Source organism: Natrinema versiforme JCM 10478, assembly GCF_000337195.1.
GTDB lineage: Archaea > Halobacteriota > Halobacteria > Halobacteriales > Natrialbaceae > Natrinema > Natrinema versiforme.
This window is the reverse complement of record NZ_AOID01000001.1, coordinates 36,266-42,624: the sequence shown is the minus strand read 5'-3', so window position 1 is coordinate 42,624 and position 6,359 is coordinate 36,266. Positions and strand designations below refer to the sequence as shown.

The 6,359-nt window shown below is 66.3% G+C and carries 6 protein-coding genes; 3 read left to right on the top strand and 3 right to left on the bottom strand.

What is annotated here, in order from left to right; genetic code table 11:
• Positions 1-116 precede the first annotated feature (116 nt).
• The gene (locus C489_RS00245) at positions 117-971 is read left to right on the top strand and encodes an MBL fold metallo-hydrolase (RefSeq protein ID WP_006429062.1); all 855 of its coding nucleotides are present in this window, start codon (positions 117-119) and stop codon (positions 969-971) included.
• 30 nt (positions 972-1,001) lie between these two features.
• Entirely contained in the window at positions 1,002-1,676 is a 675-nt protein-coding gene (locus tag C489_RS00240; protein WP_006429061.1) for a YkgJ family cysteine cluster protein, read from the top strand.
• Positions 1,677-1,866: 190 nt separating this feature from the next.
• Here C489_RS00240 and C489_RS00235 read toward each other — a convergent pair whose 3' ends face one another.
• Together C489_RS00235 and C489_RS00230 are read right to left on the bottom strand one after the other, a co-directional pair.
• Positions 1,867-2,280, bottom strand: coding sequence for a TRAM domain-containing protein (locus C489_RS00235; RefSeq protein WP_006429060.1), 414 nt, complete (start codon positions 2,278-2,280; stop codon positions 1,867-1,869).
• Between the two features lie 148 nt (positions 2,281-2,428).
• Positions 2,429-4,156, bottom strand: a complete 1,728-nt coding sequence (locus C489_RS00230) for a radical SAM protein (protein ID WP_006429059.1) — start codon at positions 4,154-4,156, stop codon at positions 2,429-2,431.
• A gap of 273 nt (positions 4,157-4,429) precedes the next feature.
• Between C489_RS00230 and C489_RS00225 the strand changes: the two genes are divergently transcribed.
• Positions 4,430-5,914, top strand: a complete 1,485-nt coding sequence (locus C489_RS00225; RefSeq protein ID WP_006429058.1) for a winged helix-turn-helix transcriptional regulator — start codon at positions 4,430-4,432, stop codon at positions 5,912-5,914.
• A 5-nt stretch (positions 5,915-5,919) separates the two neighbouring features.
• On the opposite strand, the gene C489_RS00220 is transcribed toward C489_RS00225, so the two are convergent.
• Positions 5,920-6,246, bottom strand: a complete 327-nt coding sequence (locus tag C489_RS00220) for a HalOD1 output domain-containing protein (protein WP_152423076.1) — start codon at positions 6,244-6,246, stop codon at positions 5,920-5,922.
• Between the last annotated feature and the right edge of the window lie 113 nt (positions 6,247-6,359).

The following is a 6,359-nucleotide window of genomic DNA, read 5'->3' as shown; positions in this document are numbered from 1 at the left end:
GAACCGATTCAGCGACGAATCGATCGCGTCTCGCGGCGGGTGCGACGCAGTCGTCACGGTCACGGGGGGACCGGGGCCGTCGATATTCACTTTTTCGCTCGGTCGCATGTCGACGTATGGATCTCGTTTCCCGGTCGCTCCCAGTCGCGACGCGCGCCCCCGGCGGCGAAACCAACGCCTATCTGCTCCGACCATCGACGGCGACGACTCCCGACGGAGGACGCCAACGCTCCGACTCCGATCCCGAGCCGGCAGTTCTCGTCGATCCCGCGGCGCGCACCGACGGCCTCGACCGGCTGGTCCGCGACCACGCCGTCGAACACATCCTCGTCACCCATACCCATCCCGACCACGTCGGTGCCGTCGCCGCCTACGCCGCGGAAACCGACGCGACGGTCTGGGCCCGCTACGGTCGGACCGACCGGTTTCGCGACGCGACGGGCTGTGAGCCGGACCGCACGTTCACCCCGGGGACGACGATTCCGCTCGGCGACGAGCGCGTTCGCGTCCTCGACGCGCCGGGCCACGCTCCGGACCACGTCGCACTCGAGGCCGGCCGCGGCGGCCCGATCTGCTGTGGCGACTGCGCCGTCCGCGAGGGGAGCGTCGTCGTCGGCGCGCCCGAGGGTGATATGCGCGCGTACGTGACGACCCTGCGACGACTGTGGGCGATCAATCCGCCCACACTGTCTCCCGGCCACGGCCCCGAAATCGACGCACCCCGTGCAACCCTCGAGCGCCTGCTCTCTCATCGCGCCGAGCGCGAAGCGCGGGTGCTCGAGGCCGTCACCGACGGATCCGAGACCCTCGAGGAGATCCTCGAAGCGGCCTACGAAAAGGACCTCTCGGGGGTGCGCGACCTGGCGCAAGCGACGGTCGCCGCCCACCTCGAGAAACTCGCCGTCGAGGGGCGGGTCGAGTGGGACGGCGAGCGAGCGACAGCGAAAGCGGCTGCGGGCGCGGACGACTGACTTTTCCGCGTCGACCGCGTCCACTGTGGTGTGCAATCGCTCGACGCCGAACTCGAGGACGCCCGCCGACTCGCCATCGACGACCTCGCGGACGCAATCGAGTCGATCGGCTTCGAGTGTACCCGCTGTGGAGCCTGCTGTACGGGCGAGGCCGAGGACGACCACACCGCGACGGTGTTCCCGGACGAAGTGCGTGACCTCGAGGAAAGCGACGAGTACGACGGCGACTACGACTGGCGCGACATCGCCCGGCCCATGCCCTACGGACTCTCGGAGAACGAGGCCGGCGACCTCGAGGGCGAGACCTTCGAGTGGGCCCTCCAGACCGACGACTGCGGCGACTGTACCTTCTACGAGGAAGACGACTCGGGCACGGGTGCGTGTACCGCACACGGTGACCGGCCGCTGATCTGTCAGACCTATCCGTTCAGCGTGGCGCTTTCGGGCACCAGCCAGCCGATGGGCGAAGCGGTCGACGAGGCGGGCGTGGTTCGCGCCCACGAGTGCGAGGGACTCGGGCGCGACATCTCGCGCGACGACGCCGAGGACTTAGCTCGAGCGCTGAAAGAGCGGGCGGTCCGAGAACTCGAGGAGGCCATCGCCGTTCGAGACGAGTACGAACCCGCCAGTCCGGCCCCCGGCGAGGTCGTCGTCCACGACTCCGAAGGCCCAAAGCGGATCGACGGGACGCCGCTCGAGGAGTGAACCGGGGCGGAATCGCCGTGGTTCAAGCGATGAAAACTCTTAGTGGCGGTCCTGTACGGCGCGCGGAGCGCGCCGTTTCACCGAGCGCGAGCGGAGCGAGCGCTCGGCCTTTTTTGGTCGAGATTTTTTGCTGGGGATTGAGGCCGGCGTCTTCGACGCCGGCCGATGTCCCCGGCAAAAAAGGTCGTTTCTAGAACGTGTCTTCGATGATCTCGCCGACGGCGAAGTTCGACTTGACCTCGGTGACTTCGATCTTGACACGCTCGCCGACATCGGCACCGGGAACGATGATGACGTAGCCGCGTTCGACGCGGGCGATGCCATCGCCCTGTTTGCCGATATCTTCGATCTCGACATAGCGCGTTTCGCCGACGTCGACCGGCGGCTGCGGCTCCGATGGCGCGCTCTGGGGTGTGGCCGTCGTCGAGGCGTCGTCGTCGCTTGCGACCTCATCCTCGCGCGAGATGAGCGCGACGCGGTAGACCTCGCCCGGGTCGATGTCGCCGGTCTCGACCTCTTGGCGGGGTACCTCGATGACGTATCGATCCTCCTCTTCCGAAACGTCCGTACTGAACAGACACAGCAGCTTTTCAGATATTTCCACAGGCAGACCCTCGATTTCACCTCTGATTCCCCTCCATAATAGAACTACCGACACCGAGCCGTCGATTGACGGGGAAATCCTCTTGGGATCGCGCGAACGGGCACCGCCACGGTCGGTTACGGGGTAGCCGTCCGATTAGATGTTGGGCTTAGTCTGCCGGCTCGAGCGGCCGCGTCGTCATGAACTGGGAGAGATCGAACTCGGTCCCGAGATCGGCATCGGCGATTGCCTCGTAGGGCCGGTTGACGACGATGTCGCCGGCCGTGCTGTCGCCGATGCCGGGGATGGCTGTGAGTTCGTCCATCGAAGCCGCGTTGAGATCGAGCGGGTAAGGGACGCCGGTCACCGAGCGGTAGCCGTGGTCGACGACGGCGACATCGATCGTCCGGCCGAGTTCGCGCTCGCCCGGGATGCCGACCAGCAGCGGGTAGGTGCCGAGCTGGCGGCCGAATGTCTTACCGTCCTGATGGTACTCGAGGTGGACGTTTCGGAGAACGGTCCCGGGCGGGGCGACCCGCTCGAGCATCGGGTTGTCGATCTCCTCGCGGACCTGCTGTTTGTACTGTTTGAACAGCTTCTTGTGGTCTCTGGCGATCTCGGCCCCGGTGTCGGACATGTCGGTGCCGTCGAAGGCCATCACCTGCCGGATGTTGATCCGGCGGAGCATGTAGCCCTCGTCGTAGACCCGCTGGAGGAACTTGCGGTTGCGTTCGTAGGTCTCCTCGCGCTCGCCTTTGAGCCCGTGGAGGAGATTGATTCCGGGGAGGAGCTTCGGCAGGCGACGCGATGTATCGTCGCCGAAGTTCGGTGCCGAGTCCCTGTCGCCGTCAGGTCGCCACCCCGCTTCCTCGTTGACGATTCGAACCGCCTCGAAACACTCCTCGGCGGTGACGTTCAGGTTGTTCTCCTCCTGGACGACCGGGTCTGCCGACTCGAGGCCGAAGGCGGCCGTGTCGCCGGGCGTGTTGTGCTCGGCGATGATCCGGATCCCCTCGCGGCTCTGCTCGGGCCACTCCACGATCGTGATGGGGTTCATATTGTCCAGGTGCAACGTCTCGAGATCGGGCGCGACCTCGCGGATGCCGCTGTAGAGCTGGCGCAGGGCGTCGGGATTGGGGGCCTCGCCATCGCCACCGTAAGCGAGGATGTCGGCCTGCCGACCGATTCGGAAGTGTTTCACCCCGTAGTTCGAGAGGGCGTCGACCTCGCCGACGACCGTCGGCGGCGGCCGGAACTCTGGGTTGCCGTAGAGCGGTTCCGTACAGAACGAGCAGCGATACGCGCAACCGCGGGAGGTCTCGAGTTCGCAGATGAGATACTCCGGGTGGTTGGGATGCTGTTCGACGATGAACGCGCCTTCTCGGGCCCACCGCGACACCTCGTCGAGGTCACGCATCCGGTTGTTGAAGCCCTCGAGGCCGCTCTCGACCAGATCGTAGACGGCGGCCTCGACGTCGCCTTTGGCGACGAAATCGAAGTCCAGATCCTGCCGTTCGGTCTCCGTCGCGCCGGCGTTTTCGTCGCCGACACCGAACTTGACGGGGCCGCCCATCAGGCTCGTGCCGTTGGCGGTCCACGCGAGTTTGCGGACCTCGTCGGGTTCGGCGGGCGTCCCGCCGACGTACTTGCCGGGAACGGTCATGCCGCCGAGATAGATCATAAGGTCGGCCTCGTCGACATCCCGCCAGTAGTCGGGCTCGTCGCGGAGCCGATCGATCGTGTGATACGTGATCTGTTCGCGCGGGACGCCCGCGTCGACGAGCGCACCCGCCGCGTACCGCGGATACGTCGAGATGTACGGCGGCACCCCGAAGTGAGCGGGCTCGTCGACGTAGCCGTCGACGATCGTCACCGACAGCGTCTCGGGGTCAGTCATGGCTCCCGGTAGCGCCTCGAGCGATAAAACGGTGACTACACGCCGTCGATCGATCGCTGCGAGTCCGACGCTGCCGGCCCGCCGACTCGTGGGAGCGACTGCAGTAATTTAATGGATGAAGCCTTCAATTATCGTGAATAGCTGCGAGAAACCGCGTCAATCCGGCCCTCCGACTGGTACGCGCCGAGCCACAGCGCTCGGTCGGTCGATCCCAGACAACCCGGCCTGCTGCACTGACGATCGCGAGTCCGTCACGATCGATACCTCGAGCTCATGACCCGGAAGACGACCGTGCGCACGATGCTGTGTGCGAGTCTCGTCGTCGCACTCGTCGCGACGGCGTTCACCGCCGGAGCCGCGGCAACGGTCACCACCGGTCCCGAACATGAGACAGTGACAGCCGACTCGAGTGCAACCCAGTCGGTACTCGCAGTACAGAACGACTCCGATGACCCGGACGATCCCGATGACCCTGACGACCCTGACGATCCCGACGACCCCGACGACCCGGATGATCTCGATGATACGGATGGGACGACCGAGACGAACGAGACGACCGGTTCCGACGGTTCTGATGGGACAACCGAGACGGACAATACGACCAGTTCCGGCAGTCAGGATGATCCCGACGACCCGAACGACACGGACGACTCTACCGACCCCGCGGATACGAGCGATACCAGTGACTCGGACGACCCGGCTGATACGAGCGATACCAGTGACTCGAACGATCCAGCCGATACGGACGATCCTGACGACGCTGATGATCCCGACGATCCGGATGACCCTGACGACCCTGACGATCCGAACGACGCTGATGATTCCGACGATCCGGATGATCCGGACGACCCTGACGATTCCGATCACTCGGACACGCCGGACGGCGCCGATGACTCGGCAAACGCCACCGAGCCCGCGGATTCGGCCAACTCGAGTGACGGGACCGAATCCGATCCCGACAACGGCCGCGGGGGGCCGACGGCGGGTGATGGGGGTGGAAACGGCACTGCCGTGACCGCGGACGGCGGGGACGCGACCGACGCTGAGACCGAATCCGACCCCGACGAGTCGTCAGGGCCGGGTGAAGGTGCCAGCATCGCGCTCGCGACCCTGCTCACTGCGGCGGCCGCCAACGCGTCGTCGGTCGGCACCGCGACGGTCGTCGTCGGGCAGTCATCGTCGCTGCAGGGGACGGTTCGCATGGCGGCGACCACCCTCGAGCGGGCGGGCTCCGACGGCGGGTGGCGATACCTCGGCGGGCTGTTCCGCTACAGCCGGTTCGACGACTCCGATCCGCTTGAGCACGACTCCCGGCGGGAGCTCTATCGAACGATCGCGGACGAGCCGGGGATCAACCTCTCCGCGGTCGCGGCGGCGACCGACGCGTCGCTGTCGACGGTCCGACACCACCTCCGGATTCTCGAGGAGGAGGGTCTGATCGACTCGGAGAAAGTCCGTGGGAAGCGCTGTTACCGTCGCGCGGATACGACCGACGAGATCGATATCGCACTCCGGACGGCGCTCGAGAAGCCGGCGACCCGTCGGATACTCGAGACGCTGGCCGAGCACGGGCCGGCACAGACGACGGCGCTGGCGGACGAACTCGACCGGGACCCGAGTACGGTGACCCACCACCTCTCGACGCTCGCGGACAACGGACTCGTCGTCAGGGACCGCGACGGGTCGGCGGTCATCACCCGGCTCGTCCCCGGCGTCGAACGCAGTCTCGAGCGCCGAGAGTCGGCGTCCGCGGACTGAGCGTGTCACTGCTCCGCCGTCTCGAGCGATGCCGGCCGAACGACGAGTTCGCCGTCGCTGTGGACGACGACGGTGAAGCTCCGGAAGGGGATCCGAATGCAACTACCGGCCGGGCGCGGGCCGGCAGCGGTCGGTTCGAACAGCGCATCTAGCGCGTCCGGGTCGACCCGATCGTGGACGGTCTCGGTTTCGGCGAACTCGAGAGCGGGGATGGCGTCGATGACGGTGACGATGGCGACCGTCGTCGATTGCGACGCCGTCCACTCCCGGGAAACGTGATACGTTCCGTCGGCCGGGTTTCGCTCGAGTGGCGGGCTAACTGAGTCGGACATGTCGAAGAGGTTAGCCGAGCGCGCCATATGGGTAGGGACAAACGCGTCCAAACAACCGGTCGGCAGACGGATACCCGGACCGCGGTCGGTCCCTGCAGTCGTCGTGGGTGAAG

Coding starts and splice junctions, on each gene's coding strand:
- C489_RS00245 (WP_006429062.1), top strand. CDS start 117: ATGGATCTCGTTTCCCGGTCGCTCCCAGTCGCGACGCGCGCCCCCGGC.
- C489_RS00225 (WP_006429058.1), top strand. CDS start 4,430: ATGACCCGGAAGACGACCGTGCGCACGATGCTGTGTGCGAGTCTCGTC.
- C489_RS00230 (WP_006429059.1), bottom strand. CDS start 4,156: ATGACTGACCCCGAGACGCTGTCGGTGACGATCGTCGACGGCTACGTC.
- C489_RS00220 (WP_152423076.1), bottom strand. CDS start 6,246: ATGTCCGACTCAGTTAGCCCGCCACTCGAGCGAAACCCGGCCGACGGA.